The sequence below is a fragment of the Hyphomicrobium sp. genome, assembly GCF_051860585.1.
Classification (GTDB): domain Bacteria; phylum Pseudomonadota; class Alphaproteobacteria; order Rhizobiales; family Hyphomicrobiaceae; genus Hyphomicrobium_C.
In genome coordinates this window covers 285,368-308,279 of record NZ_JBHYDS010000004.1, presented here as the reverse complement: position 1 = coordinate 308,279, position 22,912 = coordinate 285,368, and the positions used below count along the sequence as shown (strand labels likewise).

At 63.5% G+C, this 22,912-nt stretch carries 26 protein-coding genes; 11 read left to right on the top strand and 15 right to left on the bottom strand.

Annotated elements, in window-relative coordinates; translation table 11 throughout:
* Window positions 1-9 precede the first annotated feature (9 nt).
* Window positions 10-1,239: a TIGR03862 family flavoprotein gene (locus ACTIFK_RS08930; protein WP_439542708.1), complete on the bottom strand. Its 1,230-nt coding sequence runs from the start codon at window positions 1,237-1,239 to the stop codon at window positions 10-12.
* A 202-nt stretch (window positions 1,240-1,441) separates the two neighbouring features.
* Between ACTIFK_RS08930 and ACTIFK_RS08925 the strand changes: the two genes are divergently transcribed.
* Together ACTIFK_RS08925 and ACTIFK_RS08920 are read left to right on the top strand one after the other, a co-directional pair.
* Window positions 1,442-1,684: a hypothetical protein gene (locus ACTIFK_RS08925; RefSeq protein ID WP_439542707.1), complete on the top strand. Its 243-nt coding sequence runs from the start codon at window positions 1,442-1,444 to the stop codon at window positions 1,682-1,684.
* A 244-nt stretch (window positions 1,685-1,928) separates the two neighbouring features.
* Window positions 1,929-2,339 (top strand): lysozyme inhibitor LprI family protein, encoded by a 411-nt coding sequence (locus ACTIFK_RS08920; RefSeq protein WP_439542706.1) that lies wholly within the window; start codon window positions 1,929-1,931, stop codon window positions 2,337-2,339.
* A gap of 212 nt (window positions 2,340-2,551) precedes the next feature.
* Here ACTIFK_RS08920 and ACTIFK_RS08915 read toward each other — a convergent pair whose 3' ends face one another.
* The 4 genes from ACTIFK_RS08915 to ACTIFK_RS08900 all read right to left on the bottom strand — a co-directional run bounded on the left by ACTIFK_RS08915 (window position 2,552) and on the right by ACTIFK_RS08900 (window position 5,314).
* Window positions 2,552-2,770 carry a hypothetical protein gene (locus ACTIFK_RS08915; RefSeq protein ID WP_439542705.1) on the bottom strand — a complete coding sequence of 73 codons (219 nt, stop codon included), beginning with the start codon at window positions 2,768-2,770 and terminating at the stop codon, window positions 2,552-2,554.
* A gap of 554 nt (window positions 2,771-3,324) precedes the next feature.
* Window positions 3,325-3,597, bottom strand: coding sequence for a hypothetical protein (locus ACTIFK_RS08910; protein ID WP_439542704.1), 273 nt, complete (start codon window positions 3,595-3,597; stop codon window positions 3,325-3,327).
* A gap of 251 nt (window positions 3,598-3,848) precedes the next feature.
* Window positions 3,849-4,670, bottom strand: a complete 822-nt coding sequence (locus ACTIFK_RS08905; RefSeq protein ID WP_439542703.1) for a c-type cytochrome — start codon at window positions 4,668-4,670, stop codon at window positions 3,849-3,851.
* Between the two features lie 131 nt (window positions 4,671-4,801).
* Window positions 4,802-5,314 carry a DUF3280 domain-containing protein gene (locus ACTIFK_RS08900; RefSeq protein ID WP_439542702.1) on the bottom strand — a complete coding sequence of 171 codons (513 nt, stop codon included), beginning with the start codon at window positions 5,312-5,314 and terminating at the stop codon, window positions 4,802-4,804.
* A gap of 211 nt (window positions 5,315-5,525) precedes the next feature.
* On the opposite strand from ACTIFK_RS08900, the gene ACTIFK_RS08895 reads away from it, so the two are divergent.
* A complete protein-coding gene (locus ACTIFK_RS08895; RefSeq protein ID WP_439542701.1) occupies window positions 5,526-5,843 on the top strand; it encodes an HIG1 domain-containing protein in 318 nt (105 codons plus the stop codon).
* A gap of 243 nt (window positions 5,844-6,086) precedes the next feature.
* Window positions 6,087-6,326, top strand: a complete 240-nt coding sequence (locus ACTIFK_RS08890; protein WP_439542700.1) for a hypothetical protein — start codon at window positions 6,087-6,089, stop codon at window positions 6,324-6,326.
* 37 nt (window positions 6,327-6,363) lie between these two features.
* On the opposite strand, the gene ACTIFK_RS08885 is transcribed toward ACTIFK_RS08890, so the two are convergent.
* The 3 genes from ACTIFK_RS08885 to ACTIFK_RS08875 all read right to left on the bottom strand — a co-directional run bounded on the left by ACTIFK_RS08885 (window position 6,364) and on the right by ACTIFK_RS08875 (window position 9,428).
* A complete protein-coding gene (locus ACTIFK_RS08885) occupies window positions 6,364-7,071 on the bottom strand; it encodes an RDD family protein (protein WP_439542699.1) in 708 nt (235 codons plus the stop codon).
* Between the two features lie 131 nt (window positions 7,072-7,202).
* Window positions 7,203-8,228, bottom strand: coding sequence for a sensor histidine kinase (locus tag ACTIFK_RS08880; protein ID WP_439542698.1), 1,026 nt, complete (start codon window positions 8,226-8,228; stop codon window positions 7,203-7,205).
* A gap of 129 nt (window positions 8,229-8,357) precedes the next feature.
* Window positions 8,358-9,428: a DUF2252 family protein gene (locus ACTIFK_RS08875; protein ID WP_439542697.1), complete on the bottom strand. Its 1,071-nt coding sequence runs from the start codon at window positions 9,426-9,428 to the stop codon at window positions 8,358-8,360.
* Window positions 9,429-9,833: 405 nt separating this feature from the next.
* Here ACTIFK_RS08875 and ACTIFK_RS08870 point away from each other — a divergent pair, with 405 nt between their 5' ends.
* Entirely contained in the window at window positions 9,834-10,481 is a 648-nt protein-coding gene (locus ACTIFK_RS08870) for a hypothetical protein (protein ID WP_439542696.1), read from the top strand.
* A gap of 96 nt (window positions 10,482-10,577) precedes the next feature.
* On the opposite strand, the gene thrS is transcribed toward ACTIFK_RS08870, so the two are convergent.
* Window positions 10,578-12,533 (bottom strand): threonine--tRNA ligase, encoded by a 1,956-nt coding sequence (thrS, locus tag ACTIFK_RS08865; protein WP_439542695.1) that lies wholly within the window; start codon window positions 12,531-12,533, stop codon window positions 10,578-10,580.
* A gap of 175 nt (window positions 12,534-12,708) precedes the next feature.
* Between thrS and ACTIFK_RS08860 the strand changes: the two genes are divergently transcribed.
* Window positions 12,709-13,716, top strand: a complete 1,008-nt coding sequence (locus ACTIFK_RS08860; RefSeq protein ID WP_439542694.1) for an Lpg1974 family pore-forming outer membrane protein — start codon at window positions 12,709-12,711, stop codon at window positions 13,714-13,716.
* A gap of 18 nt (window positions 13,717-13,734) precedes the next feature.
* On the opposite strand, the gene ACTIFK_RS08855 is transcribed toward ACTIFK_RS08860, so the two are convergent.
* From ACTIFK_RS08855 to ACTIFK_RS08840, 4 genes are all read right to left on the bottom strand, one after another.
* A complete protein-coding gene (locus ACTIFK_RS08855; RefSeq protein ID WP_439542693.1) occupies window positions 13,735-14,040 on the bottom strand; it encodes a hypothetical protein in 306 nt (101 codons plus the stop codon).
* Window positions 14,041-14,148: 108 nt separating this feature from the next.
* Window positions 14,149-15,651: a tetratricopeptide repeat protein gene (locus ACTIFK_RS08850; protein ID WP_439542692.1), complete on the bottom strand. Its 1,503-nt coding sequence runs from the start codon at window positions 15,649-15,651 to the stop codon at window positions 14,149-14,151.
* A gap of 164 nt (window positions 15,652-15,815) precedes the next feature.
* On the bottom strand, window positions 15,816-16,145 hold the full coding sequence (gene yidD / locus ACTIFK_RS08845) for a membrane protein insertion efficiency factor YidD (RefSeq protein ID WP_439542691.1): 330 nt from the start codon (window positions 16,143-16,145) through the stop codon (window positions 15,816-15,818).
* Window positions 16,146-16,176: 31 nt separating this feature from the next.
* Window positions 16,177-16,650, bottom strand: a complete 474-nt coding sequence (locus ACTIFK_RS08840) for an iron-sulfur cluster assembly scaffold protein (RefSeq protein ID WP_439542690.1) — start codon at window positions 16,648-16,650, stop codon at window positions 16,177-16,179.
* 162 nt (window positions 16,651-16,812) lie between these two features.
* Between ACTIFK_RS08840 and hisI the strand changes: the two genes are divergently transcribed.
* Together hisI and ACTIFK_RS08830 are read left to right on the top strand one after the other, a co-directional pair.
* Window positions 16,813-17,229, top strand: coding sequence for a phosphoribosyl-AMP cyclohydrolase (hisI, locus tag ACTIFK_RS08835; RefSeq protein ID WP_439542689.1), 417 nt, complete (start codon window positions 16,813-16,815; stop codon window positions 17,227-17,229).
* Between the two features lie 262 nt (window positions 17,230-17,491).
* Entirely contained in the window at window positions 17,492-18,460 is a 969-nt protein-coding gene (locus ACTIFK_RS08830; RefSeq protein WP_439542688.1) for a patatin-like phospholipase family protein, read from the top strand.
* A gap of 109 nt (window positions 18,461-18,569) precedes the next feature.
* Here the strand turns inward: ACTIFK_RS08830 and ACTIFK_RS08825 are convergent, their stop codons facing one another.
* Window positions 18,570-19,001 (bottom strand): CBS domain-containing protein, encoded by a 432-nt coding sequence (locus ACTIFK_RS08825; protein WP_439542687.1) that lies wholly within the window; start codon window positions 18,999-19,001, stop codon window positions 18,570-18,572.
* Window positions 19,002-19,197: 196 nt separating this feature from the next.
* The gene (locus tag ACTIFK_RS08820; protein WP_439542686.1) at window positions 19,198-19,884 is read right to left on the bottom strand and encodes a rhomboid family intramembrane serine protease; all 687 of its coding nucleotides are present in this window, start codon (window positions 19,882-19,884) and stop codon (window positions 19,198-19,200) included.
* Window positions 19,885-20,204: 320 nt separating this feature from the next.
* Here ACTIFK_RS08820 and ACTIFK_RS08815 point away from each other — a divergent pair, with 320 nt between their 5' ends.
* The 3 genes from ACTIFK_RS08815 to ACTIFK_RS08805 all read left to right on the top strand — a co-directional run bounded on the left by ACTIFK_RS08815 (window position 20,205) and on the right by ACTIFK_RS08805 (window position 22,642).
* Window positions 20,205-20,870 (top strand): PAS domain-containing protein, encoded by a 666-nt coding sequence (locus tag ACTIFK_RS08815; protein ID WP_439542685.1) that lies wholly within the window; start codon window positions 20,205-20,207, stop codon window positions 20,868-20,870.
* A 356-nt stretch (window positions 20,871-21,226) separates the two neighbouring features.
* Window positions 21,227-21,856, top strand: a complete 630-nt coding sequence (locus ACTIFK_RS08810; RefSeq protein ID WP_439542684.1) for a PilZ domain-containing protein — start codon at window positions 21,227-21,229, stop codon at window positions 21,854-21,856.
* Window positions 21,857-22,057: 201 nt separating this feature from the next.
* Window positions 22,058-22,642 (top strand): transglutaminase-like cysteine peptidase, encoded by a 585-nt coding sequence (locus ACTIFK_RS08805; RefSeq protein WP_439542683.1) that lies wholly within the window; start codon window positions 22,058-22,060, stop codon window positions 22,640-22,642.
* The last annotated feature ends 270 nt before the right edge of the window (window positions 22,643-22,912 follow it).

Sequence of the window (22,912 nt, the reverse complement as noted above, 5' to 3'; positions counted from 1 at the left end):
CCGCGGGCGTTATTGCTCCGCGAGATAGGCCAGCGCGCCTTTTGCTGCCGCGCGGCCGGTCGCGAAGCAGGCCTGGAGAAGATATCCGCCCGTCGGCGCCTCCCAATCCAACATCTCACCGGCGACGAACGTGCCTGGTCGCGCGCGCAGCATGAAGGCGTCGTCGAGATCGTCGAAGGTGACGCCGCCCGCCGTCGAAATCGCGCGGTCGATCGGGGACAATCCGATTGCAGTGATGGAAAGCGCCTTGACGGCGCGGGCGAGGGCGTCGGGTGCGAGCGCGGCGAGCGGCGCGCCTTGAGCGTGCGCCTGTTCCTGCAAGAGCCCGATCGCGACGGGGTCCAGACTGAGCGCCTTGCGCAAATACGTCGCCAACGACTGCTTTGCGCGCGGTTTGGCGAGTTTCGCCGCGATCTCGTCCGCGGACACATCCGGCCGCAGATCGACGGTGAGCGTCGCTGCGCCGTGTTGCGCCAGCGCGTCGCGGATCGGCGCCGACAGCGCATAGACCGCGCCGCCTTCGAGGCCGTCGGCGGTCATCATCGCTTCACCGCGCGCTACCTCGTCACCGAGCCTCAGCGCGATCCGCTTCAGGGGTGTGCCGGCGAAGCGCGCGCGGAAGATCTCAGACCAGGCGATGCGCACGCCACAGTTTGCGGGTGTGAGCGGCGCAACCGCGATGCCGGCTTCGCGCAGGACCGGCGCCCAGGTTCCGTCCGATCCCAGCCGTGGCCAGCTCGCGCCGCCCAGGGCCAGAACCGTGCAGAGCGGTTCGACCCGGATGCTGCCGTCCGGGGTTTCGAACGCCAGCCGCGAGCCGTCCCAGCCCAGCCAGCGATGCTGCGTCTTGATCTCGACGCCGAGGGCGGCAAGGCGCGCCAGCCACGCCCGCAGCAGCGGCGAGGTCTTCATCGCGCGTGGAAACACGCGGCCACTTGAGCCGACGAATGTCTCCTGGCCTAGCGCTTCGCACCACGCGCGGAGCCTCTCAGGCGGGAACGCCGCGATAGCGTCCGACAAGCGTGGCGCGGCCTGCCGGTAGCGCGGCATGAAGCGCTCCATCGGCTCGCTGTGGGTGAGGTTGAGGCCGCCGCGTCCAGCCAGAAGCAGCTTGCGCCCGACGCGTGGCATGCGGTCGTAAACGACCACGCGCAGACCGGCCTCGGCGAGGGTTTCGGCGGCCATCAAGCCGGACGGCCCCGCGCCGACGACAACGGCGGGTAATTTCGATGGTTGCACTGCACCCTGCGGAAATTGCGAGCATAACTAAGTGGAGCCCGCTTACCACCCGTCAACGTAAAGAACAATCGACCTTTGGCTTTCGGATAGTGCGTGTCCGGCCATTCGTCTAATCTGGAGTCGCACTCTTAATCGGGAGTCGCACTGGACGGGACCCGACCTGGTCCGCATCGTTTGAAGCCAAGCCAAGATGGAGATCGCCATGACTAAGACACTTGCCGGCCTCGCAGGCATCGTGTGCCTGGGAGCTCTCACGACTTTTGCGCAGGCGGCACCCCTGAGCGGGAACGCGCAGACGAATTCCACGGCCGCCGCCTCGAACGTGATCCAGGTTCACGGCTGGCACATCAGCTGTCAACGAGACCGCAATGGATGGCACCGGTCACGCGTCTGGGGCCGCGAGCGGTGCGTGCCGACGCGCTACAAGCCCTGGTGGAAGTGGTGATCGTGACATGCAATTGACCCGCTTCCGATCTTCCGGATCGGCCAGGGGTAAGTTGTAGTCGTCCGCCGGCCCGGATTTCGCGCAGAAATCTGGGCCGTTCCGTTTTGAACGCACCGCAGCAAACGGCGGCACTTTTGGATACGCGCAGAGGTTTCCGGGAATTCCGGACAAACCTCCCGCGTGTGCCTATTGGGTATGCGGATCATCGGCTATGGTCGCGCTCTCTCAAACCTGAGGCTTGCCCATGCGCTTGACGGTTGCCCCTGCCTTCTTCGTACTTCTTTTCGGTGCCACGGCGCCCGCGCTGGCCGACGACCCGATCGATTGCGCCGAACAGAACACGACGGTGGAGATGAACTTCTGCGCCGACGAGGACTTCAAGGCGTCGGACGCCAAGCTCAATGCGGCCTACAAGAAGGTGCTCGCGCAGATCGCCGGCGGCGATCTCGAAAAGCCCTACGACCGCGAGAGCTGGGACAAGGCGCTGCGCGAAAGCCAGCGGGCCTGGGTGGCGTTTCGCGATGCGGACTGCAAGGGGCTGGTGCCGGTGGAATGGTCGGGCGGCACGGGTACGACTTCGGCCGTTCTCGGGTGCATGACCGCCAAGACGGATGCGCGGACGAAGGAATTCGCGGAACGCTACAATCTCGATTGAACGCCTGCACGCGCGAACGCCGCTCCCCTTTCGTGGGACGCGGCATCCGTCTGTCTCGTTCGTGTTGTCTCGTCTCGACCGGGCCTAGGTTCCGAGACTCGCGAGCCCCTCCTTGGCGATCTTGAAGGTGCGATCGATGCCAATCGCCGCCCACTTTGGCGACATGAGCTCCGCCCACTTTTTTGCTACGTCGGCTCCGCCCACATTTTTTTCTATGTGGACTCCGCCCACCGTTTCCGGAACCGAACGGCGTCTTCGACCGCCTCGAATTCGAAGATGACGTTGAACACGCTGTCGGCCTCAAACCGGACCGCGCCCTTGCATTCGCGGGCGATCCAGTGGCGCAGCTCTTGTGTGGGTTCGGGTGCGCCGGATTTGGCGAACTCGATGGCGTCGCTGTCGTCGGTCAGGACAACGATGCGCGAGATCATGGCCCGTTCGCGATCCTCATCTGCGGAAATAGAGCGCGACCAGCCCCGCGACGACGATGGCGCCCAGCGCGTAGGCCCCGACGACAAACCAGATCGGATCGATTGCCATGGTTTCGGTTCCCTGCCTGCCCGCCGCTCGATGTGCGGCCGGATGGTAGAGCTAAAATGGACGCCGGCATACGGGCGATTGGGCGAACAGACGGCAGAGAGGGCCAAACCTGTGCGGTATGGGGCGGATGTGAGACGGGAGGATGTGAGACAGGGAGGACGCGAGATGCGGTGGATGCGGGGCGCGGCACTCGCCACCTTCGCGGCGGCGGCCAGGATCATGATGCTGCCCTTGGACATGCCGCACGGGGTGCATCAAACACCAAACGATCTCACTCCCTCATCGCCGAGGCGATGAGGGAGGACATGAAGCCGACAAGCAATGTCACGAGACCGGAACGCTGCGCCATTCGCGGCGCGGCGCTTCATTTGGCTGGGAGCCGTATGCGCTTTAGTTTCAAGTCCTCGACGCGGGTGCGATCGCTCGCATCCCGGACGATCAGGATCTAGTACTTGCAGGCGTAGTAGCGATCAAGGAAGGCCGGGTTGCCGGTGCGCTGGTAGCGATACTTCCACTTCTTGCAATCCGAACGCCGGGCGGCGTCGATCGCGACGACGGTCGCGACCGCGGCGGCAGCGCCCACGCCGTACTTGTAATTCTTGTGGTGGTGAGGCTTGCCGTAATACTTCGACTTGTGGGCATGGGCCACGTTGGCCATTCCTGCCAGCGCCGTTGCGGCGACGAGGGTGGCAACGAACGCGGGCTTCATCATCTTCATTCTGACGCTCCTGTACGAGTGATCCGGCCCAAGCGGTGCGATCCGCGTCTTGTTGTTTCGGCCTTGAACACACTCTCCCATGCGCGACCTAAAATGCGCTTACAGAGATGGTGAAAATTGCGCGGATCGGGCTGATTTTTTAACGTCAGCTCAATGATGTTTTTCGTTGACGTGCGGGCAGTTGCGAGCATCTCGCACGCGTGCGGAGCATTTGCCGGCCGGAGCGTTTCACCCTCGTGCGGCGCGCGTTCTCAGCGCTTCGCCATGTGGGCCAGGAACGCGATCAGGGCGTCCAATTCGGCGTCCGGTATCTGCTCGGCCGTAAAGCCCGTCATCTGCTGTTTCGGCCACGTGCGCACGGCTTTCGGGTCGCGAACGATGGCGCGGATGCCGGCGGGCGTCACATAGGCCGTGACGTTCATCGGCTGGCCAAGATCGGGGCCGATCTCCCCCTGCCCCGCTCCCTTCAGGCGATGGCACGGCATGCAGTTGGTGATGAAGCTCGCCTGGCCCCGGCGCTCGGGAGCGGTCTCCGGCAGCGCGGCGTCGACCGCCAGTTGCGGCCAGCGGTGCACCGGGTGTTCGACGGCCGTCAGCCCGACGAGCGCGAACGGCCATTGCTCGCTACCGATGCCGGACCGTTCCGGGTTCTCCCACACCAGGTAGAACGGCCCGCCGCTGTGCTGCTGCCCATCCAGATTGGGCCACGGCGCATCAGGATCCTCGATGGCGATCCAGGGCACCGAGCCGCCTTCGGCGGCCTTTTTCACAAGTTCGGCCGGGATCTGCGACACAAACCCGTCGCTGGCGCGCGCTTCGATGGTGTCCGCGTCCTTGAGCGCGGCTGCACCGATCACGGCGAGCATCGGCACCGCGCGATAGGTCATCGCACGTTTGTAAGATACGTCGTTGGGGATCGCGAGCGTTGCCGCGTCGGGCCGGGCGAGCAACTCCGCCGCCGTGAAGCGCCGGCTGTCGTCTCCAAACTTGAGCGTCAGGATGCGCTCCGTGGCGGAGGCGGGCGCCGCTCCCAGGATGACAGCAGCCAGAAGCACAATCCGTCCGATCAGCATGCGTGTCTCCCGGTAACTCGTCAGCGAGCCCACAGCAATATATTCTAGCGCAAATTGCGGGCGCGTGGCTTGCCGATGACGCCGGGAGGGGTGCGCGCGTCGCGCGGAACGGGACATGGCCGCCGCGGGCGTCAACCCGAAGGCGATGGCCTGTCCGGAAGCAGGTAATTCTTGACGAGATATTTGAGGCTGCGCGTCCAGCTCTCGTCGGTGTTGCCGCGAATGTCGACGCTGCGCACGAAGGTCATCTTCTTCTCTTTGACGTCTGCCATGTAGACGTTGAGATTGAGGATCAGGTTCGAAACCTTCTGCACGTTGATCCAGGCAATCCGATCGACGCCGAGCTTGGCGCCGTAATCCAGCTCACAGCCGCCGCACTCGCCGAGCGTTTGGCCAGCGGCAATCTCGGCGGCCATCTTTTCCGGCACGGGCTTCACGTCGAATTGTCCGGAGATTTCGAGCTGCTCCTTGAAGGAGTTGCCCACCTTCGTCATTCGCGCCCGCTCAGCTTCGGTTGTCGGCTCGTACATTTCGTTGTCGTTCTGCAGGTGTACGCAAAGGACGGAGACGGTTTTGGCGTTCTCCGCCGACGCCGGGCTTTGAGCGCAGCGCACGCAAGCAACGCCGCGGCTGCAAGTGGGCATCCTTGGTTATGGGTCCGCGTCATTTGAAATCCTCCATTCGTTAGAGGACATATGGGGGCTCACGGCGGGATTTGTATCGGAACGCCGAGGGGCACGGCCTCGTTGTATTTGCCGGTCGACTGTCAAGGTTCTGACCGCCAATCCCGAAAGCGAGACACATCCGACCCTGATCTCCGACGATGACGTCCGTGGCGGCGTCACGGGGCACAATGTGCGTTACGTGCTGGCCTTCGGCCTCACCGGCGTGATCGCGGCGTTCGCGGGCATCGCCATCTATTTCGGCTTCGACGCCTTGTATGCGCGCGCGTCGGCCGCGCTCGCGCATAGTCCTTCGGAGGTGTTGCGGACCTTCGCTCCCTGCGCGGCGATCGTGCTGTGCGGGGCGATTGGGGCCGGATTGCTGCTCGGACTTTGGAACATGGTTTCCGGCCGCAGCGAAGACGAGAGCCAAGGCTTCATGCGTCTGCGCGTGGTCACGCAATTCGCGCTGGTGTGCGTGATCATGGCGATCCTGTCGATCTCGGTTTGACGCCGCCGGTGCCTCCGCTCGGCAGCAAGCTTCGGGCAAGCCTTCTTCCTGATGCTGAGCAAAATTGGGAGGCTTCGCATGCTTGTCGGATCGTTCAATTTTTCTCTCTCTTCCGCGTCACTCGATGGCACTCGCGGATCGGGCGTCGCGTCACCTTTCGATATCTCACTTTTCGACCCGACTGCGAAAGACGGCGACAAGGCCAAGCAGGCCGAGGCCGAAGCTCGCGCGGAGAAGACCGCTATGCGCAGCGCCAACGAGGCTATCTCTCGTGAATTCCTCGATTGGCAGCAGAAGTCGCCCGCTGAGAAAATTCGCGAGCGCATCCTGGGTGCGCGCGATCTCGACGAGGACAGCCTCAAAACTCTCCCTCCTGCCGAACGCGATGCCATCGAGGCTGAAATTCGCGCGGCGATAAAGCAGGCGTTCGGCGTGGAGGGTGGCAGCGAGGCGGAGGCCAACAGCGCCGAGGTCGGCTTCTAACCCTCGTTGGCCTTGGGCCTGCCCCGGAGTGGCAGTGTCAGCGCGCCGCGAGGACGAAGCTGCCGGTGATCTTGTCGTGCAGCGCCTGCTTGCGCTTGGTCCACCCGGCCATCATGAAGCCGAGACCTGCGGGAATGGCCGAGAGGATCTTCAGGAGGTTTCGTCCCGCGGCGGCCGCCAGCGTCAGGCGCTCGCCCTGCCCGTCCGCCACCTTGAGGCCCAGCAAGCGCTTGCCGAGCGAGCCCTGATAGCGGCTGGCGTCAGCCAGGATCCAATAGAACATCAGGACGACGAACGCGATGCTGTCCACATCCGTCGTTTCGATCTCCTCGCCCGTGACGGGATCGAGCTGCTGCGATGTGTAGGTACGGAGCTTGGTCGAATAGTATTCGCCCTCGGTCTCGTGCCCCGATCCTTCGATGCGGTACCGGTACACCCAGCGGCCGAGCACCGTCCGCTCGATGGTCTTGTCGGTCGTCGTGAGCTTGGTCCCCTCGCCCGCAGGCGTCTCGGTGCTCTTGTCCTCGATCGTTTTTTCGACGACGCCGATGCCGAACGGCGTGTCGAGCGTGATCATCTTTCCGAAATCCGGAAACGCCAGCGCGAGCAGCAGGAACAGGAGCGAGACGATTGTGTTGACGACGGCGACGTCGATCAGCAGCGCGAGCGCGCGTTTCCAGAAACCGGCGTCGTCGGCTTTCGTTTCGGAAGGCGGGGCATCGGCGGGGGCCGCAATGTCCGTCATGGCTGTCGTCTCCTGAGCGGCGCTCGAGGGTGAGCGCAGTGTGTCTCAGTAAGAGCAGCGCGTCACGCCGGGTATTCCGCGAGGAACAGCTGGATGGCCTACTACGCGGCCTGCGCGTGTTGCGCTCGCCGTCAATGAAACGTGGGCGAGACGGATTGCGTAACGGCCACCAACCGCTCCTTGCCCTCAGCGGGAAAGGTCACGCTGGTCGTGGTGCCCTTGGCGGTGGATTTGCTGTCGACGGTTCCGCGCAGCTGCTGAGATAGTGCTGCGACGATTTGGCAGCCTTTTCCCGTGCCTTTGATCGTGCCGCTGAATCCGGTCCCGTCATCCGAGACCGTAAGGCGAAGCTGGCCGCCGACGCCGAGCAGACTTACGTACATGGCGCCGCACCGCTCGTCGGGAAATGCATACTTCATCGCGTTCGTGATCAGCTCATTGACGATCAGGCCCAGCGGCACAGCCTGCGCCAGCGATAGTTGAATGTCGTCCGTCGTGCATTCGATCGTCAGCGGCCGCCAGTCGCCGATGGTGCGCCTGAGGTCATCGCAGAGGTCGCTCATGAATTCCCGGCTGTCGAGAACCACACTATTGTTTTCGATGCGGAGCCGGTTGTGTATGCGAGCCATTACGCTCACCTGCTCCATCGCCTCATCGAGCGCCAGCCGCGCAGCCGGATCTTCCGTCGCCGCTGCCTTGCGCTTGATCAGGGCGGCAACGCTTGCAAAGTTGTTCGCGACGCGGTGGGCCATTTCGCGCATGAGGAGCGCTTTCTTCTGCTCCGCGTCAGCGAGCAGCCGGGTGTTCTCGTAAGCCTCGTTCACGGAACTCATGAGCCGGGAAAGCGCCAGCACGGACAAGGCCCCAAGCAGGGCGTACAATTCGATGGCGGCCAGGTCGGCCGCGCGATTGATTTCAAGCGAAAGCCCCGGTTCGAAAAAGCAGGCAGACAACAGCGTGCTCATGAAAAGGGCGAAAAAGCCGACGTTCTGACCGAACGCGAGCGTGCACGCGAGAACCACCACCAGGAACAGAACGAACGGCTCGCCCGGAACTTTGGTTTCCAGCGGAATTTGAACCAGGTATGCGGCGCCAAGTAGCGTCGCCGCAGCAGCAACACGCAGCTTTGTCGTCCACGCGTTTGTCGTCCTCAGCACGGATAACATTGAGGGCCCACTTGGTCTGCTCAGGGGGATGCGCGAGACCTCAACGACGCAACCGCAATTGGGCCTTTTGAGGGCGCGGGGCCCAGTCCGTTCCGGCGGGCGGAGTGCCTAGCGCGCGCCTCAACCCTTCTTGAATTGCTTGAAGTCGGCGAGCACGGCTTTCGCGGCTTTCTCGGCGGCGGACGCGAGCCAACTGGGTTTGCGCGCAGAAAAATCCTTCTTGATCGCGGCGGCGGCGCCGTCCGTTCCGGTGTGCACGTTCGCCAGCTCGTAGCCCATCACGGACAGCATGCGCAGGCCATGCAGGCGGAAGTCGCTCGTCGCAGCCTCGATCTTGCGATTGTTGGGCGACAGGCGGCGCGTCGCGATCCGATCGTTGACCTTCATCCAGGGGTCGGGCGACCGGTAGGGCCCGCTGGCGATCTCGCCGGTGAGTATCCGTGTCGTGCGCTTGCCGTGCGCAAAGGACCACGCCGATGGCAACAACGCCTTCGCCTCCCGCACGATCGGAGCACCCTGCCACTCCGTCACGCCGATCCATCTCGGGCGTCCGAGGCTGCCGGTGCCCGCCACCCTGCGCGCGGTATCGAACGCCAGTCCCGGCTCCGGCATCGCGCCTTGGAGCGCATCGCGAAAGTGTGCGGGGGCGCGCTCGGCTTTGCGCGCGTCGATCTTCTTCCAGAATTTCTGGCGGTTTTCCTCCGGCACGACGACCTTGTCGCGCAGCCAGGCCCAGTCGCGGTCGAGCCCGACCGGTTTGGGCGTCTCGAGGCCATCGCGGTACCCTGAGAGAATGGCGTCGCACATATCCGGATCGGGTTTGCTTTGATCCGCCGCGAGCGCCGCGCTCGTTGCAAGGCGCACCAGATCCTCGACGTAAGGCATGTGGGCCGCTTCGTCGAAATCGTTGATGCCCCACACCAGACGTCCATCGACGTCGCGCCAGGTGCCGAAGTTTTCGAGGTGAATGTCGCCCACGGCCAGCACTGCAGGCGCGCGCGCGGCGTCCGGGAACAATTCGCGGACCAGCTCGGCCCAGCGCCAATAGGTGCCACGCAGGAATACGAACGCGCTGGCGCGCATCACGCGGTTCTTTTCAGCCAGATCGGCAGCGACGAAATCCTGACCCAACTCCGTCTTGAGCCAATTTTCGTAACGGGCCTTGGATTGCGCGAATGCCAGCAGAGTCATGATGACCCCCTCGGAGCAGCGCTCCGCTTCGGTGCCTTCCCGACACCTATGCCGACGGGCCGCACGAGCCAAGGGGGCCGAAGTTTACATCGCGGTCAGGTTAGATCCGGCGGGTCGGCGAGCGCGGGACAGCGAGGTTGGATCCGTTGGATGCTCGATCATGGGATGACCCGCTACAGGAATCGAGCGTGTGGCACAGGCCCACCGATTGCGGCAGGGCCTCGCCTAGCGAGGCCATCCACGACACGTTGCAGCGTGGGTGCGTTCTCCGTGATCGCGCGACTGTGGAAGCTGGCGTGGATGGCCGCCTTCGCGGCGTACCAAAATGGGGGACAAGTGCTCGATAGACCTCGATTGTAGTCTCGAGCCGAATAAGATTTCGGTCAAATTTGCTTGGAGTGGAAAGTGGCTATCGAGATCGGGATTGGAAGCTTAATCGGCCCTTTTTACAAGGGCGCAGTCAAGCTACTGGCGATTATTCGCGGCCGCCGCGGGCAGCTGAGTAATGCCGATATTGTTCAGTTGCGAATGAAATGGAAGCCACAGTTTGAGGAGCATCTATCCAAGTGCCGACGCGAGAAACTTAGGCGTGATGTTATTGTTCGAGATGTCCGGAGGCTGGATGGATATCCGAACGTCAACGACAAAGCGAAGGGCATTTCGCCGTGGTTTCGCGTTGCACTTGTAGGAACTTATCATGCAGGCGCCCTCCTACATCTTGGTTGGCACAATATTCCCAAGCCCGTGCTTGACAAGCTCGGCGTGGCCGATTGGCGGCAGGAAGAGCCTGACGGCCAATCGAATACCGCGCTTATCGGCTATGTGCCGTATGAACAAATAGAGGCCGTGGATTGGGAAGGCGACGAGTATTATGGGTTCCCGGTACTATACTGTCACTTCGACACAAAGCGTGGCGAACCATACGAGCGTCTAGCTTATTCCTATCGTCGAGAGCTTTCGCATCCCGGCGGTAATATAGAATACTACACTGACATGGCGGACGCTGACCAAGTACGCAAGACGGCGAAAAAAATGAGGATAGACATATGGTGAGCGGGCTTTGAATGGCAGGAGCCGTCGCAGCGCAACCCGCGGCCCTACACCCTACCTCTCGCCGTTAAAGAGAAGTCGGTAGGGAAAGTGAGAATGCTAACGTAAATCCGGCGGCGTCGCTTCGGCTTTCAGCGCCGCCAAAGCTTCATCGAGCGTCACTACCGTCTGATCCTGGCTGCCCAGGCGGCGGATGGAGACTTTGCGCTCTTCGGCTTCGCGCTTGCCGACGACGAGGATGGCCGGGACCTTGGCCAGCGAATGCTCGCGGACCTTGTAGTTGATCTTCTCGTTGCGGAGATCGCTCTCGACGCGCAGTCCTGCAGCCTTCAACGCCTCGACCACTTCCAGCGCGTAGTCGTTCGCGTCCGACACGATGGGCGCGACCACGACCTGCAGCGGCGCGAGCCACAGCGGGAAGTGTCCGGCGAAGTTCTCGATCAGGATGCCGGTGAAACGCTCCAGCGAGCCGAACATGGCGCGGTGGATCATCACCGGCGTCTTCTTTTCCGAGTGCTCGTCGATGTAGAAGGCGTTGAGGCGGCCGGCGAGATTGAAGTCGACCTGCGTCGTGCCGCACTGCCATTCGCGGCCGATGGCGTCCTTAAGCACGTATTCGAGCTTCGGCCCATAGAACGCGCCCTCACCCGGCTGCAGCGCCGTCTTGACGCGCCCGTTCGAGCGCTTCGTGACTTCGTCGAGCACGTCCTGCAGGGCCTTCTCGGCCTTGTCCCACAGTTCGTCGGCGCCGACGCGTTTTTCGGGGCGCGTCGAGAGCTTGATGAAAATGTCTTCAAAGCCGAAGTCGTTGTAGATCGATAGCATCAGATCGTTGATCTTGAGGCATTCCTCCATGATCTGATCTTCGGTGATGAAGATGTGCGCGTCGTCCTGCGTGAAGTGGCGTACGCGCAGCATGCCGTGTAGCGCGCCGCTCGGTTCGTAGCGGTGCACCTTGCCAAACTCGGCGATCTTCAGCGGCAAGTCGCGATAGCTCTTGAGCCCGTGCTTGTAGATCTGCACGTGGCCCGGGCAGTTCATGGGCTTGCAGCAGAACACGCGATCATCCGGCAGCGTGGTCGTAAACATGTTCTCGCCGTAGTTCTCCCAATGGCCGGAGAGCTCCCAGAAGTGCTTCTCCATCATGTCGGGAGAGTTCACTTCCTGGTAGCCTTCGCGGTCGAGGCGACGGCGCATGTAGTTGATGAGCGTCTGGAACAGCGTCCAGCCCTTCGGATGCCAGAAGACGGAGCCGGGCGCTTCTTCCTGGAAATGGAACAGGTCCATCTCGCGGCCGAGCTTGCGGTGGTCGCGCTTCTCGGCTTCCTCGAGCCTGTGCAGGTGTTCTTTCAGCTCCTCCTCGGTCGCGAAGGCGGTGCCGTAGATGCGCTGGAGCTGCTCGCGCGAGCTGTCGCCGCGCCAGTAGGCGCCCGCGAACTTCATCAGCTTGAAGGCTTTGCCGATCTGGCCCGTGGACGTCATGTGCGGGCCACGGCAGAGATCGAACCAATCGCCCTGGTTGTAGATCTTGAGATCTTCGCCGGCGGGAATGGCATCCACCAGCTCGATCTTGAACATCTCGCCCTTGTCACGGAAGACCTGCTTCGCCTTCTCGCGCGACCAGAATTGCTTCGTGAAGGGCGCGTTCCTGGCGATGATCTCGCCCATCTTCTTTTCGATCTTCGGAATGTCGTCCGGCTCGAAGGGCTGCTCCTTGGCGAAGTCGTAGAAGAAGCCGTTCTCGATGACGGGGCCGATCGTCACCTGCGTGCCGGGCCACAGCGCCTGCACGGCTTCCGCCATCACGTGCGCGGCGTCGTGCCGGATCAGCTCCAGCGCTTCGGGATCGGTGCGCGAGACGAACTTGATGTCGGCGTCTCTGGAGATCGGGTCGGCGAGGTCCGAGAGCACCCCGTTGAGGCTCATCGCGACCGTGCGCTTGGCGAGGGATGGCGAGATCGACTTGGCGATCTCGAGGCCCGTGGTGCCCGCGGCGACCAAGCGGGTCTTGCCGTCCGGGAACGTGATCGTGACTTCGGAAACAGCGTCCGACATAGCGTCTCTCCTCTCACTCGCGGCCTACCAATCCGCGTAAGACTGGCGCCTAAATCGGTGGAGATCGGCGCATTGTCAAGCGGATGCGTGCCGAATCCGACACGCAGCGGAGCGAATCGCGGGCCCCGCCTTGACTCCCCTCCCAATCAGACGCTTGCTGATAATTGGAGGAATCATGAAACCCGCTGGCCGTCTCGTTTCTGCATCCTGTTCACCCACTTGCGCGGCTGTCGGCCTCGCGGTCGCGGGCGCACTTTTGCTTGGATCGGCACCCTCTTCGGCCCAAATGCTATCGCCGCCCGCGGGGGTCTATATCGAAGCTGAGGGACAGGCGGTATTTGGCGACTCGGACTTCGAGGCCGGCATGGTGCCGACCTCCATCTTTGCTTTCACGGGGCCAAAAACGGATCTCGACGAAGGCGACGGCTGGGGTGGCGCGCTCACCCTCGGCTACGTCTGGGCCAATGGCTGGAGCGCGGCCGTGCGCTATCGCCGGCTCGAGGCCGACGACAGCGGCGGCCCTGTCGATCCAGGCATTGTCGCATTCGCCCCCGGCGTGCCCGTGCTTCCCGGTGGCTTCCCGATTGGCGTGCTCAATGCGCACACGAAGGTCGATTCCGAGACCACAATCCTTGATTTCGAGGTGGGCAACGAAATCGCCGTCGCGGGCGGGCGCCTGCAGCTGTTCGGCGGCCTCACCTATACGTCGATCGAGCGGGACATCGCCCTGCTGGATGACGGGTGCGGTTGTGTCCCTTTCGCGCTGCTGATGGCCAACGACTTCCACGGGCTGGGACCCAAAATAGGGTTTCGCGGCGGCGTTCCTCTCACCGACAGGATCAGCTTCGTCGGCGGCGGGTCCGTCGCGGCGCTGTTCGGCACGTCGACGTTCAAGAGCCGCCTCGACGATCCTCTGTTTCCTTCGCCTCAATTCAAGGATGAGGACCATCGCATCGTGGCCGCGCTCGACGGACAAGCGGGAATCGCGTTTGCGATCGGGGTTGGAAGCTTGACGTTCGGATATCGCGTCGATGCGATGCTGGGCGCGCTCGACACCGATCAGCGCGTTTCCGAACTCGCGATTTTGCTTGGCTTTCCAGCAATCGGCGACCGGCATGACGACTTCATCGAGCACGGTCCGTTCGCACGCTTTTCACTGCCGCTCTCGGGCGGAGCGAACTGAGACGCCGCGCAGCGCGGGCTACCAGTCGAAAAAGCTCATGATGGCGGCGAAGACGGCTGCGATGGCAGCCAGAATGCCGAGCAGCACGTTGGCGATCATCTCGAAGACGGTCTCCAGCGTATCGGACGCCGACGCGCCTGCGAGCAGCACGACCGTGCCGCCGGACGCGACCAGCGCGGCCGTGACAGCATTGAAGACCGTGTACCAAAGCAACCCGAAAACAAGCACGGCGAGCACGGTCGCGCCGGCGATGCGGCGAACGATGCCGGATTTCGGCCGCGCTTGATTTGGCTGTGCCTCGGGAGCGGGAGCTGGTGCGGTCATGGCGGATCATCCACGTTGCATTTGGAATGAAGAGTAGCCAGCCGGGACGCTTCGCGTTGTTTCGTGCGGGACAGGGCGCGGCTTCGCGGCGTCAGTTGACGCCAAGGCTCAGTTCACGCCGAGGGCGCTGAGACCTTCCTTGCTCGTGGCGCTGGCCGGATCGATCTTGAGCGCGGTGCGGAAATCGCGGATGGCGAGATCGCGGTTGCCCAGCTTGGCGTGGATGTGGGCGCGCGTGTCCCAAACGTAAGCCTCCTTGGCGAGCAGGCGGACGGCGGCATCTGCGTCCGCCAGGGCCTGCTCGGCGCGACCGGTGCGATAGTACGTCCAGGCGCGGTTGTTCAGCGCTTCGCCGTTGCCGGAATCGAGGCGGATCGCTTCGCTGTAATCGGCGATCGCGCGCTCGAGATCGCCCTTCTGATACTGCACCGTGCCGCGCAGGCCGTAAGCGACAGGGTCCTGCTTCATGGCAACCGCCGCGTTGAACGCCTGCAACGCCGCGTCGAGCTGGTTGGTGTCGCGCAGCGCCTTGCCGTAGACGATCTGGACGTGCGCCAGTTCCTCATCCTTGGCGATGCCGCTGTCGATCAGCGTCTTGCACGCCGTTGCGGCCGAGCGTGGGTCTGAGGCATGGCAGTCGCGCCACGCCTGCGGCAGCATGCGGCGCGCGGTCAGAATACTGGCCGGGTCGGGCGCCACTGCGGGCGGTCCGCTCGGAGACAGCGGAACACCCGGTAGCGTGATGTCCTTGGACGGCGGAGATGCGCCATTAGGCTGCGCCGGAAGGAATTCGACGCGGCCGCTGTTCGGTGCCGGCTTGACGAGAAACTCGTGCTTTTCCTGGGCGGGCGCTGGCGTGGCCGCGGGTTCGATCGCTGCGGGCTGTGGCTGCGCCGTCACCGGGGGAGCGACGGCCGCCACGTGGGGCTCAGCCTTCGGCGCCTCGTTCGGTGCTGGCGCATCGGTTCTCGGAATGGCGACGATCACCGCGACGGCGGCGGCAAGCGCGACACCGGCAAAGGCGGCCGGCGCGCGTAGGCGCGCGGCCAGGCTCAACGGTGGGCGCGCCGGCAGCGCGGGGCGCTCGGAGGCAACGCGATAGGTCGCCGCCGTTCGCACACCGGACTCTGGGTCGGGGACTTCGCCCTCTTCGGTGAGATCCTGAAATTTGAGCTTGAGCTTGCTGGCGACGGCCTCGCGCACGGACCGCGAAATGCAGACGCCGCCGGGCACCGCGAGGGAGACGAGTTGCGCGGCGCCGGCGAGCGTTTCGTCGGTGACCTGAGCGCCGTGGTCGTGCTCCATGACCTCACCGATGGTGATGCCGAGCCTGAAGTCGACGCGGTGAGCGGGGCCAAGGGGCTTGTTGCGCGCGCGCAGCGTCTCCTGCACATCGACCGCGGCGCGAACGGCCTCGACGGCACTGTTGAAATCGGCCAGCACGGCTTCGCCGATGGCGGGCAGGATCCGGCCGCCGCCGCGCGTCACGATGCCTTCGATCACGGCGCGATTGGCGGCGAGGCGCGAGAGGGCCGTCGGCTCGTCCTCGGCGAGGGCGCGCTCGAACCCGGCGACGTCGGCCATCAGGACGGCTGCGATCTTCCGCTTCACCGTGCACTCCTCGCGAAACCCAGTCCCGGCCCGCCCGTTCTACCACGGGTCGCACGGCGCCAAATGCCTTGCTTGGCATTAGACCTAAGAATGCGCTCCGAAATTTGGCCGTCTGGGGCGAAGGCGCGAGGTGTGGGCTTGGTGTTTAGGCTCCGGCGCGTCCCCTAGTCCGGAACGCATTTCGCGCAGCTGGATTTGGCGTCGCCGTGCGGGACCGGCGCCATACGCCAGCGGCCGTACCGCCACGGGGCGAAGGGGTGGCGCTCGGCGCGGATATCGGGGGCGGGATCGTAGCCGGCGCTGCCCCAGGGATGGCAACGCGACAGGCGCGACGCCGTCAGCCAGAGGCCGCGCCAGACGCCGTTTTTCTCGATGGCTTCGAGCCCGTATTCCGAGCAGGTCGGCAGGTGGCGGCATTCGAGGCCCATGATGGGCTTCAACGTCCAGCGATAGGCGTGGATCGGCGCCTTGGCGATAGCCTTGCTCCACGACATCGATCCGTCCTCGCTGCGGCTTAGCCGGGCCTCATGCACGCTTGGCGGACGCCGGCACGTCCGCCGGCGCGCGGTGTCCCCGGGCTTGATCCAAAGCACGCTCGACGGCCTCGAAGACCAGCAGCGTCGACGCGTGCCGATGGGGGTAATCCTTGACGGGCTGCAGCAGGCCGAGGTCCGACCAGCGGCCGTCCGGGCGCGGGCCGCCCTCCTTGAGCATCCGGCGCATGGTTGCCGCGATCTCACGGAATTCGGCCTCGCGCGTGCCGATGATCTCCCGCCCGACGATGGAGGCAGACGCCTGGCCCAGCAGGCAGGCCTTCACCTTCTGGCCGAAATCGGAAATCCGGTCGCCGTCGAGCTTCAGCTCGACCTCGATAGTCGAGCCGCAGAGCTTGGAATGAGCGCTGGCGGACGCATCCGGCCGTTCCAGGCGCTCGGCGTGCGGGATCGCCGCCGCCAGCTCGAAAATGCGCTGGTTGTAGATGTCGTCGAGATCGGCCATGGGATCCGTGTTCGTTCCTTTGCCTTCCGGCGCGTCGTTGCTTTGCCTTCCGGCACTCTGCAATCGCTTCTATATAAGCGCCTTGTCTATATAGGGCGTTTGGCGCGGCTGTTCGAGTTGCATCAGCGCGGTGCAATGCCGCGAGACGGCAAGAGGTTTTTCATGAGTGATACCGCCATGTTCCCAGATCCGGCTGGGCGGACCAAGGCCGACGTCGAAGCGGGAAGCGAACTGCTGCCCAAGTTCGACGGGGACGGCCTCGTCGGCGCGATTGTGACCGACGAGGCCGGAGCAGTGCTGATGTTCGCCTGGATGAACGCGGAAGCGCTCGCGCGTTCGCTCGAAACGGGGGTGGCGCACTTCTGGAGCCGGTCGCGCAATCGCCTCTGGGTGAAGGGCGAGGAAAGCGGCAACCGCCTCACGATCCGCGAGGCGCGGATCGACTGCGACCAGGACGCGGTCTGGCTCAAAGTCGCTGTCGAGGGGGCGGGCGTAGCCTGCCATACGGGCGCAAAAAGTTGCTTCTACCGCGCCATCGTCCCTGGCGACGGCGGCGGCTTCCGCCTCGTCAAGTCATAATCCTTAACGCTTCTGGTCCTCGCCTCGAGAGGGGCGTCCGAAACCTTTCGGCCCTCTGGCGCGTTCTAGGGGCGGCTCTTGGAGCTGCACTGCAACAACGGAATTTTGAGGTACGTCACGTTGTTGGTAGGGGGGCTTTAATCGGAATCTGTTAGGTTCCATGTAAGGGTTGAGGGGGAATCCGACACGAAGCCGCGTTGGGTTTCATGGCCTCACACTGGCGACCTGTAACAGGCGGGTTACCAGAAGAGTGGAGACCGCCATGGCACAAGCTGGCGCTAACAAATTCAAGATCGGGCTGGCTCTCGGCGGCGGAGCCGCGCGAGGTTGGGCGCACATCGGCGTCCTTCGCGCCCTGAAAAAAGCGGGCATCGTTCCTGACATCATCGCAGGCACTTCCATCGGGGCCGTCGTCGGCGCTTGCGAAGTGACCGGGCATCTCGACGAGGTCGAAGCCTTCGCGCGCGAACTGACGCGGCGGCGCGTGCTCGGCTTTCTCGACATCAATCTCTCCGGCACCGGCCTGATCACCGGCCATAAGCTCGCTGAGCGGCTCTACAAGCACATCGGCAATGCCAACATCGAGGATCTGCCGCGGCGCTTCACCGCCGTGGCGACCGAGATCGGCACCGGCCACGAGGTGTGGCTGTCACGCGGCAGCCTCGTCGATGCGGTGCGTGCGTCCTATGCGCTGCCCGGCCTCTTCCGGCCAGTGAAACTCGACGGCCGCTGGCTGTTCGACGGCGCGCTCGTCAATCCGATCCCGGTTTCGGTCTGCCGGGCGCTCGGCGCGCGCTATGTCATCGCCGTCAATCTCAACATCGACATCTCCCATCGCGGGACGATCTCGAACGTCAACCCGATGCCCGCCTCCGACGTCGTGCTCGAAGACGCGCCTCCCGTCACCGGCAAGAACGGCGTCGCCGTGCGGCGTCTATTGCAGCGGCAGATCCTCGGCAGAGGTGAGGACGTGCCCGGCATTTCCACCGTCATGGTCGACGCCTTGAATATCGTGCAGGACCGTATTGCGCGCTCGCGCCTCGCGGGCGACCCGCCGGATTCGATGATCAGCCCCCGGCTGCACGGCATCGGTCTGTTCGATTTCCACCGGGCGGACGAGCTGATCGCACGCGGCGAGGCTGCGGCACGCCGCGAGATCGACGATCTCGCTCGCGAACTCGACACGCGCCACCAGAGCGGTCCGCCGAGCGCAGAACTTCCGGCGCCCTAGCCCTGCGCTGACGCAGGCACAAATCCAAAAACAAGAAATACAAATGGCGCATCTCAAAAAGATGCGCCATTTGCAAATTCAATTACGAGTGTTTATTCGCGCCGAGCAATCAACCTGTCGCCAGATAGTTGCGCATCGCGGACACTTCCATTTCAACTTCCGCCACATGGTATTTCACCACGTCGCCGATCGAAATAATTCCGACAAGGGCGTCGTCTTCCAAGACCGGCAAATGGCGGAAGCGACCCTTGGTCATCATCTCCATCAGTTCATCGAGCTCGCTCGTCTCCTGGCACGAGACGACGTTGCGCGTCATGACTTCAGACACCATGAGGTTCAAAGCATGCGCGCCGTGCTCGGAAACGGCCCGGATGATGTCGCGCTCAGAGATGATCCCGGTGACGTGACCGCTGTCGCCGACGACGACGACGGCACCAATCTTCTTGGAACCGAGCTTCTTCGTGCAATCCAGCAGGGATGCATTCGGCCGTACGGTCGAAACCGCCCTGCCCTTCGACTTCAAAATCGATGCAACGTTCATGACGTATCCTCCACCCCTTGCCTCGGCCGATCCACCGATCCCGCGACAGGCATCTCTGCCTTCCGCTGCCGGCTCGCTATCGACGTGATCCGAAGCGCGCGCCTTTATGGTTAGGCGCTATTCTTCGGGTCGCTGCGAGTCTGTTTCCAATCCCGCTCTTCAAGAGTGATGCAAACTCCCACGGCTTGCAAGAGTTTCAATATTCATTTGGTTGCCGTTCTTCTTCGCGACCGCGAACATCATCGAAGAAGGCATAAGTAAATATCCCTACGATATAACCACCGAGATGCGCTTCCCAAGCAATTCCCGCCGGACTTTGTGCACTGCCGAAGCCGACGATCGTCAGAAGATTTAAGACGACCAGAATTGCGCTCGTCACAAGCACGCGCCGATCGGTGAGAGTCTCCCGGAGCGACATCAAACGCACCGATCTCGGCGCCTCACGCAAACGGCGAAAGCCACCGGAATCCATAGCCGGAAACAGAAACCTCAAGGTCCCCCCCATGAGGCCCGAGATGGCGCCCGACGCGCCGATCATCGGCTGCACGAGATCGGCGTTCGCGAGGTAGAACGCCAGCGCGCCGCCGAGCCCGCAAAGCGTGAAAAAGGCGAGAAAGCGGAGCGTGCCCGTGCGCTCCGCTATTGCACCGCCGAAGGCGAGCAGCCAGGCGGAGTTGAGCCCCAGATGCACCCAGTCGCCGTGCAGGAACATGTGGGTGATCGGCGAGGTGAACATCGCCAGCGTGCCGCCGGGCAGCTCGGACGCGATCGGGCCATAGCGGGCCGGGATGAATGCTCCGGCGACGACCACCCATAAATCGTCGTCAGGAGAGAGGAACCCGCGGCCGACGTGGACCAGCACCATCAGCGCCAAAATGCCCACGACCGACGCGTGGACGTTGAAGATCGGCTCTTTGGACGGCTCCGTGGGGATCACACGCGTCTCCTTGGTGGGTTTCTTAAGTGCGTCCGGCCTGGTGAGCCGGCAGGCCCTTAACGATAGGGCAAAGCCCGAGGGGGTTCGCGAGCCAAATTATCGCGTGCCCCCTCGGGATGGCACGGAAGCTGCTCTTGTCGTCCTTGAGCCGGCGCCGGCCCTTTTCGGGACTGGCCCGCTCAACCTCTCGGGAGCCTGGGCTCTTGAAACCGGCGCGGCCTCAGCGGCGCCGGACAACGGGCCGCGGCCAGTGAAGGGCGAACACGATGCAACATCCGGCGACACAAGCGCTCTTTGCCTACTGGAACGAGATCCGGCGCGACCGGATGGCACCCAGGCGGCTCGAAATCGAGCCCGCCCGCATCAGCGACCAGTTGCTCGACACGTTCATTCTCGAACGGGCGGGAACGTCGGCTTTCCGGTTCCGGCTGACGGGCACGCGGGTCACGACCCGGTTCGGTCTCGATTTGCGCGCGCAGGACTTCCTGGGCTGCTGGACCGACGGCGACCGTGCCTTGCTCGAACACCACCTCGCGGCCATCACCGACCTCGGCCGGGCTGGCCTGTTCACGGGCGAAGCGCGCCTCGTCGCACCGGACATGAGCCCGCTGCCGGGCGTCTGCGCGTTCGAGATGCTGATCCTTCCGCTTGCCCACACGGGAGAAAGCATCGACCGGTTGCTCGGAATTATCGTACCGCTGGAAGAAGACACCTTGCCGGCCCACGTGAAATTCCACGGCTTGAGGCTGGCGGCCGCCGAAGCGATCTGGCCGGACGCGGAGTTGTATAAGGCGCAAGGCTTTAGCGATCGCCAGTCGCCGCTGCATCCGCGCGTGCGGATGGCCCGCATCGTCCGCCAGGGACGCCGGCAGTTCCGCGTCTATGACGGCGGGCTGAAAGACAGCGGCCACGGGATCGTCGAGACGCGCTAGCGCGCTCCCTCGCGGAATAAAAATGTTTCTGCCGCCTGGCTTCACGCGGCCGCGGCGGTCGCGGGGCCGCCGCAATTCCTCCTCCACATCGACGGATGCAAACGTGGACTGCTGCAACTTTGGCAGCGGGCTTCGCGTTGCTGTTGCAGTCCGCCCGTCCGGCCGGTTGCCGCACACTGCTCTTTTGTGGCTGCCGCACACTCTGCTCGTGTGGCTGCGCACTTTCCGCTCGTACGGCATTGGGTCAAAAATTAGCCGTTCATTAAGTCTGTTGTCTCAGAATGGGACTCCGACGGCCACGGAAGGTGCAAACCGACCAGGGGCCAGATGTTTGTTTCGGTGTTCGGAATCTGTCCATGTGTCCTGCTCCCGCCGTCAGCTTCAGATCCAGCCTCCGTCCAGATCCGCGGATCGTCCCTGATCGCCGCCGCCACAAACGGTTTTCCGTTGCGCTGCTCGGTCGCTTCATGCGCGCCAACAAGCAAGAATACCCCTGCCGGCTTGCAGACATCTCCGTTGGCGGCGCCGCCATCATGGCGCCTGTCGAGGTTGAACTCGGCGAACGCATCGTCGCCTATCTGGACGAACTCGGCGGCCTCGAGGGACAGGTTTCCCGCGTGTTTGACGGCGGCTTCGCCATCCAACTCAAGGTCAGCCAGCACAAGCGCGAAAAGCTCGCCGCTCAGATTACGTGGCTGGTCAACAAAGACGAGCTCGGCGGCGCGGCAGGCCGGCGTCACCAGCGCCTCGAAGTCGTAAACAAATCGCAAACGCTCTTGCTGCCGGACGGCTCGCACGTGCCTTGCCGCGTGCTCGACGTATCGCTGTCCGGCGCCTCGATCGGCACCCTCGTACGGCCGGCCATCGGCGATATCGTCATGTTCGGCAAATTGCGCTGCAAGGTGATGCGTTATCACGACCGCGGGATCGGCGTTCAGTTCCTGGACATCCCCGATCCCGAGGCTTTGCGGCGATATTTCGGCTGATTTGGCGAGGCTGCCGTGAGCTGCGGGGACCTACGATTTAGCTCAAATTTTGCTCGATTTCTGGCGGCGTATTTCAGGAGACCACGAGACTTCTCGACTACGGTGTTTCGTGTGAGAGGGATAGTAGGGGTAGTGAGTATGAAGCGTTTCGTAATTTGTATTGCGGGTGCCATGGCCGGACTTTTGGCGCCTACGAGTGCCATGGCGGACCAAGCGTTCCCTGCCGCACTCGAAAGCAAAGCCTCGCCCTTCATGCGGGTCTACGGCCCGTCGCAGCCGCCTTACGGCTTCGTCCGTTTCTGCGAAAGCAACCCGCAGGCCTGCGCACCCCAGCGCATGGAAGACGTCCGCTTCCAGCCGACGCCCGAGCGCCTCAGCGAGCTCGATGAAGTCAACCGCTGGGCCAATCACGTCATCGCGCCGGCGACCGATCAGGAGATCTACGGCGTCAGCGAATTCTGGACCTATCCGGTCGATCGCGGCGATTGCGAAGACTATGCGCTCCTCAAGCAAAGCGTGCTGCTGGCGCGCGGCTGGCCGAAAAGCTCGCTGCTGCTGACCGTTGTTCGCGACGAAAAGGGCGAAGGCCATGCCGTGCTGACGGCGCGTACGGCCCAGGGCGACTTCGTGCTCGACAACAAGGTCGACGACGTCCGCCTTTGGAATACGTCGGGCTACTACTTCATCATGCGCCAATCGTATCTCGATCCGCGCGTCTGGGTTTCCCTCGACGTCAACGATCGCACCGCGCCGGATGCCATCGCGGGTGTTCGCGAGCCCCACTAAAATTTCGGATCACGACCTGTCGCACGCAACTGTTTGATTTGGAGCCTGGCACTCCCTGCCCAATCCCCCTCAGCCGGGCTCCCCTCGAGCCGGACACGATTCCCCCTCGTGTCCGGCTCTATTTTTTTGCCCAACGACGCAAGACAACGGATTGTCCGACTGAGATCGGACTAGAGCATTTTCTGTTCAGACGTATCCGCCCACTTCATCCTCCCCCTAGCGGGGAGGGTCGCGCGAAGCGCGGGGTGGGGGGAAGAGCTTGGCGTACCG

Excerpts from the sequence above, each read along its gene's own strand:
- ACTIFK_RS08805 (WP_439542683.1), top strand. The coding sequence starts at position 22,058 with ATGGCGGACCAAGCGTTCCCTGCCGCACTCGAAAGCAAAGCCTCGCCC.
- ACTIFK_RS08910 (WP_439542704.1), bottom strand. The coding sequence starts at position 3,597 with ATGAAGATGATGAAGCCCGCGTTCGTTGCCACCCTCGTCGCCGCAACG.
- ACTIFK_RS08810 (WP_439542684.1), top strand. The coding sequence starts at position 21,227 with ATGTGTCCTGCTCCCGCCGTCAGCTTCAGATCCAGCCTCCGTCCAGAT.
- ACTIFK_RS08905 (WP_439542703.1), bottom strand. The coding sequence starts at position 4,670 with ATGCTGATCGGACGGATTGTGCTTCTGGCTGCTGTCATCCTGGGAGCG.
- ACTIFK_RS08915 (WP_439542705.1), bottom strand. The coding sequence starts at position 2,770 with ATGATCTCGCGCATCGTTGTCCTGACCGACGACAGCGACGCCATCGAG.
- ACTIFK_RS08890 (WP_439542700.1), top strand. The coding sequence starts at position 6,087 with ATGCGCAGCGCCAACGAGGCTATCTCTCGTGAATTCCTCGATTGGCAG.
- ACTIFK_RS08860 (WP_439542694.1), top strand. The coding sequence starts at position 12,709 with ATGAAACCCGCTGGCCGTCTCGTTTCTGCATCCTGTTCACCCACTTGC.
- yidD (WP_439542691.1), bottom strand. The coding sequence starts at position 16,145 with ATGTCGTGGAGCAAGGCTATCGCCAAGGCGCCGATCCACGCCTATCGC.
- ACTIFK_RS08920 (WP_439542706.1), top strand. The coding sequence starts at position 1,929 with ATGCGCTTGACGGTTGCCCCTGCCTTCTTCGTACTTCTTTTCGGTGCC.
- ACTIFK_RS08830 (WP_439542688.1), top strand. The coding sequence starts at position 17,492 with ATGGCACAAGCTGGCGCTAACAAATTCAAGATCGGGCTGGCTCTCGGC.
- ACTIFK_RS08900 (WP_439542702.1), bottom strand. The coding sequence starts at position 5,314 with ATGCCCACTTGCAGCCGCGGCGTTGCTTGCGTGCGCTGCGCTCAAAGC.
- ACTIFK_RS08825 (WP_439542687.1), bottom strand. The coding sequence starts at position 19,001 with ATGAACGTTGCATCGATTTTGAAGTCGAAGGGCAGGGCGGTTTCGACC.
- thrS (WP_439542695.1), bottom strand. The coding sequence starts at position 12,533 with ATGTCGGACGCTGTTTCCGAAGTCACGATCACGTTCCCGGACGGCAAG.
- ACTIFK_RS08885 (WP_439542699.1), bottom strand. The coding sequence starts at position 7,071 with ATGACGGACATTGCGGCCCCCGCCGATGCCCCGCCTTCCGAAACGAAA.
- ACTIFK_RS08840 (WP_439542690.1), bottom strand. The coding sequence starts at position 16,650 with ATGGCCGATCTCGACGACATCTACAACCAGCGCATTTTCGAGCTGGCG.
- ACTIFK_RS08855 (WP_439542693.1), bottom strand. The coding sequence starts at position 14,040 with ATGACCGCACCAGCTCCCGCTCCCGAGGCACAGCCAAATCAAGCGCGG.
- ACTIFK_RS08925 (WP_439542707.1), top strand. The coding sequence starts at position 1,442 with ATGACTAAGACACTTGCCGGCCTCGCAGGCATCGTGTGCCTGGGAGCT.
- ACTIFK_RS08815 (WP_439542685.1), top strand. The coding sequence starts at position 20,205 with ATGCAACATCCGGCGACACAAGCGCTCTTTGCCTACTGGAACGAGATC.
- hisI (WP_439542689.1), top strand. The coding sequence starts at position 16,813 with ATGAGTGATACCGCCATGTTCCCAGATCCGGCTGGGCGGACCAAGGCC.
- ACTIFK_RS08875 (WP_439542697.1), bottom strand. The coding sequence starts at position 9,428 with ATGACTCTGCTGGCATTCGCGCAATCCAAGGCCCGTTACGAAAATTGG.